5 protein-coding genes are annotated in these 3,553 nt (G+C 66.5%); 3 read left to right on the top strand and 2 right to left on the bottom strand.

Going from position 1 to position 3,553, the window contains the following annotated elements; translation table 11 throughout:
* Nucleotides 1–480: 480 nt before the first annotated feature.
* Genes ACK4MH_RS15560 through ACK4MH_RS15550 form a run of 3 tightly spaced genes read left to right on the top strand, consistent with a single transcriptional unit; the run spans nucleotide 481 to nucleotide 2,008 of the window.
* A complete protein-coding gene (locus ACK4MH_RS15560; protein ID WP_409719997.1) occupies nucleotides 481–1,137 on the top strand; it encodes a DUF2975 domain-containing protein in 657 nt (218 codons plus the stop codon).
* A gap of 23 nt (nucleotides 1,138–1,160) precedes the next feature.
* Nucleotides 1,161–1,400 carry a helix-turn-helix domain-containing protein gene (locus tag ACK4MH_RS15555; RefSeq protein ID WP_287927541.1) on the top strand — a complete coding sequence of 80 codons (240 nt, stop codon included), beginning with the start codon at nucleotides 1,161–1,163 and terminating at the stop codon, nucleotides 1,398–1,400.
* Complete coding sequence (locus ACK4MH_RS15550; RefSeq protein WP_409719995.1) at nucleotides 1,397–2,008, top strand: Smr/MutS family protein; 612 nt, start codon at nucleotides 1,397–1,399, stop codon at nucleotides 2,006–2,008. Before ACK4MH_RS15555 ends, ACK4MH_RS15550 begins: the two co-directional genes overlap by 4 nt.
* Before the next feature lie 73 nt (nucleotides 2,009–2,081).
* Here the strand turns inward: ACK4MH_RS15550 and ACK4MH_RS15545 are convergent, their stop codons facing one another.
* Together ACK4MH_RS15545 and ACK4MH_RS15540 are read right to left on the bottom strand one after the other, a co-directional pair.
* Nucleotides 2,082–2,723, bottom strand: coding sequence for a TetR/AcrR family transcriptional regulator (locus ACK4MH_RS15545; RefSeq protein ID WP_304936898.1), 642 nt, complete (start codon nucleotides 2,721–2,723; stop codon nucleotides 2,082–2,084).
* 200 nt (nucleotides 2,724–2,923) lie between these two features.
* A partial coding sequence (locus ACK4MH_RS15540) for an NAD-binding protein (protein WP_409719993.1) occupies nucleotides 2,924–3,553 on the bottom strand: 630 nt, incomplete at its 5' end.

The raw sequence follows: 3,553 nt of genomic DNA, 5'->3' as shown, positions 1-3,553 counted from the left end.
TTGAAAAGCTTGAGAGTCATCGACGATCACGGCCCTGAAACAGTCTATTGCCAAAGTTTAATATCGTTAAACGATATGTAACGTGCTTTTTAACAGCGCACGGCCTATCTATTGATCGTCAGGAACGGGGCCGCACCGTTCAGGACTTCCGGAAAAACCGGAACGATCATGCGGATAACAAACGAAACGGGTGATTATCACCCATACAGGAAAAACGGAGAACCCTGATGCATACGATGAACATGTCGCTCTGGCTCGACAAGGTCTGCGCCGCTTTCGTCAACACGGTCCTGATCGCCGCCCTACCGACCGCCCTGGTCGCCATTCTGGTTCAAGCCTTCTGATCGCCCCCAAGTCTAGTCCCGTATCGATCACGAGAGCTTTGACGACCTTGACGAAGACCGCGATGTATAGAGCTGCGGGCGGGTTCGCCGGACCCCGTGCAGCCGTCGCGCCCATCCCTCCGGCCTGAGACCGACCATGCGCCTGCTCCCGCCGCGACATCCGCTGAAGCGAGGCGAGGCGCAAGAGTCGAAACGGCTGAGCCCGAAATGGCTCGCCCCTCGCTGGCTCGCCGCCCTGACCGCGCCGCTGAAGGCCCCGTTCCGCGCCCTGGGGCCGGGATCGGTCTCCAGCGTGCTGAAGGTGGCGCTGGACGTCGCCTATATCCTGCTCTGGCTGATCACCGGCCTGCTGCTGTTTCTGCTGGTCGCCGCCGTCTTCATTCCCCTGGATAATGTGAACATCACCGTCAGCGGCGATTCCGGCGGGCGTCAGCTGCCTTTGACCCGCCTGCTGCTGCTGTTCGGTCTGGGGGCGGCCACCGCCTATTTCGGCGGCTTCATGCTGATCCTGCGCAGTCTGCGTCGGATCTTTCGCACCCTGACCATGGGCGACCCCTTCCATCCCGACAATGTCCGCCGTCTGCGCCAGATCGGCCTGACCCTGGCGGTCGTCACCGGCGGCGTCTGGCTGGCCCAGGGTTTCGTCGCCGCGCGCCTGGCGCCCGGCGTTATGGACCCCCAGGGCCTGGGCGAACTGTTGACCCCCATCTTCTCCGTCCTGATCGTCTTCGTCCTGGCGGAGGTGTTCCGCGAGGGCGCGCGCCTGCGCCGCGAATCCGAACTGACGATCTGAGCCGTTTCCAGTAGGACTTCCCCATGGCCATCCGCGTCCAGCTTGATCGCGTCCTCGTCGAACGCCGCATGTCGCTGACCGAGCTCGCCGACCGGGTCGGGGTGACGGTGGCGAACCTGTCGATTCTGAAGACCGGCAAGGCGCGGGCCGTGCGGTTCTCGACCCTGGACGCCCTGTGCCGTGAACTGGACTGCCAGCCCGGCGACCTGCTGGTTCACGAACCCGGTCCCGGCGACGCCTTCGACGACGACGCCGATACATGAAGCGCAAGGGCCCCGGCCGGGACGAGAACGGGCTGACGCCCGAGGACCGTCGCATCTGGGGTCGGATCACCGGCTCGGTCGTGGCCCCCCGCAGCCGCAAGCCCGCCCGCGTCACACCGGGCGCCGAAGCCCCGGCCCATCTGGTCGTCGCCCCGCCGGAGCATCCGCGTCCCCTGCCCAAGACCTCGCCGCAACGCAGCCTGCCGACCGCGCCCCCGACCGCACGCCAGGCCGACGCCCAGCCTTCGGTGGCGCGGGCGACAGCCTCACGCGTCCGCTCCGCGCCCGATGATCTGGAACCGCGCCGCAAACAGCGGCTGTCACGCGAGCGCGACCCGATCGAGGCCCGTATCGACCTGCACGGCTTCGGCCGGTTCGAGGCCGAGGATCAGCTGCGGGGCTTTCTGACTTCGTGCCAGGCGCGTGGGATGCGGGCGGTCCTGGTCATCACCGGCCAGGGACGGCTGGGCGGCGGCGTAATCCGCGCCTCGTTCGGAGAATGGATGCAGTCGCCGGGCCTGCGCGGCGTGGTGTCCGGCTTTACCGTGGCCCACCAGAGGCACGGCGGCAACGGCGCCTTCTACGTCACCCTGAAGCGTAAGGCCTGAACGCGGAACGCCGGGCATGAAAAAGGCCGGGACCGCGCGGCGGCCCCGACCTTTTTCAGGCGCTTCGAGTGGATTATTTGGCGGACAACGCGCCGGCCAGGATCACGTCAATCTGCTTGCCCATGTGGTCGGACAGGGCTTGAGCGTCCCATTCGTCATAGGCGGCGCGGCGGTAGTTCGACAGGTAGGCGTCCCAGATCAGCTCGACCAGCAGGCGGATCTCCGCGTCCTGGCGCAGTTCGCCCTTGGCCACGGCTTCCTGGAGGATGCCGCCGATGGCCAGCAGCAGGTTCTTGGTCGCGGCGCGGGCGCGCATCTCGGCGGCCAGGGGCTGGAACCAGGACCGGGCGACGATGGCCTGGAACAGGGGCAGTTGGTCCAGCGATGAGTGATAGCCGGCGCTGAGGGCGCCCAGCAGCCGCTGGCGAACGGGTTCGCCTTCAGGCGCGCCGGCCTCGACCACCTCGGCCAGGCGGGTCATGTCCTCGGTCAGGACGGCCTCGAACAGTTCGGCCTTGTCCTGGAAGTTGGCGAAGACCGCCCCGGTGGACATGCCGGCGCCCTTGGCGATGTCGCGGATCGTGGCCGGCTCATAGCCGCGCTCGGCGAACAGGGAGCGGGCGGCGTCCAGAACCTTCTGGCGAGTCCGGACCTTGGCGGCCTGACGGCGGTTCAGGCGGGGAGCGGCTTCGGTCGAGAGAACGGTATCGGTCATGAATTCAGGCTTTTACTCTACGCATTTCGGAAGCCCTGACGGCCCGAAGTTGACTGGGTCAGTCGCTTAGACCGCGAGGCGAGACGTTCTGTTGCTTCGCCCGCCAACCGCGCGATGATGAAGCAGGGCTTGCATCACGGAACCATGACGAAAATGGGTCGCAAAAGCCGATGACACGGTTAACAGCCCGATTTCTAAGCTTAACCGTTGTGGTTACCTGTCCCAATCTGAGGCATTCTCAACGCGCGGGTGGTTCTACTGCGTCCTCCGGCGGGTATTGCGGCCTGGAAGGTGCGTCGAAACTGATCACGCTTCTCATGGATCGAGGCCAGCACCAGACCCATGGGCACGCCCAGGTCGACCAGGGTGTTCTCCGCCAGCTGAAGACTGGCCTCGGTCGTCTCCGGCACGGCGTCGGTGACGCCCAGGGCGTACAGCCGCGCCGCATGCTGATCGTCGCGGGCGCGGGCGATCAGGATCAGGTCGTCGCGCAGGGTGCGGGCGGTCGTCACCACCTCGTCCACCTTGGTCGGCGCATCCATGGTCACGATCAGGGCGCGGGTGGATTGCACCCCGCAGTGAACCAGCATCTCGGCGCGGCCTGCGTCGCCGTAGAAGACGTCGAAGCCGTCGCGACGTCCGGCCGCCACGGCGGCGGCGTCGGTGTCCAGGGCGATGAAGGTCTGGTCATGCTCCTTGAGCAGTTCGCCGATCAGCCGTCCGACCCGGCCGAAGCCGACGATGATGACGGCGCCGTCGGCCTGTTCCGGCGGGGCCGCGCCCTCGGGCGTGGTCGGCAGGGCCGGCGCCTTTTCGCGCGACAGCCTCTG

It is taken from the genome of Brevundimonas sp., assembly GCF_046295075.1.
In the GTDB taxonomy this organism is placed as follows: domain Bacteria; phylum Pseudomonadota; class Alphaproteobacteria; order Caulobacterales; family Caulobacteraceae; genus Brevundimonas.
The sequence above is the reverse complement of the archived record's forward strand: the minus strand, read 5'-3'. Positions and strand labels throughout refer to the sequence as shown.

What these genes read in the sequence shown, in the direction of transcription:
- ACK4MH_RS15560 (WP_409719997.1), top strand. Translation starts at nt 481, where the DNA reads ATGCGCCTGCTCCCGCCGCGACATCCGCTGAAGCGAGGCGAGGCGCAA.
- ACK4MH_RS15555 (WP_287927541.1), top strand. Translation starts at nt 1,161, where the DNA reads ATGGCCATCCGCGTCCAGCTTGATCGCGTCCTCGTCGAACGCCGCATG.
- ACK4MH_RS15550 (WP_409719995.1), top strand. Translation starts at nt 1,397, where the DNA reads ATGAAGCGCAAGGGCCCCGGCCGGGACGAGAACGGGCTGACGCCCGAG.
- ACK4MH_RS15545 (WP_304936898.1), bottom strand. Translation starts at nt 2,723, where the DNA reads ATGACCGATACCGTTCTCTCGACCGAAGCCGCTCCCCGCCTGAACCGC.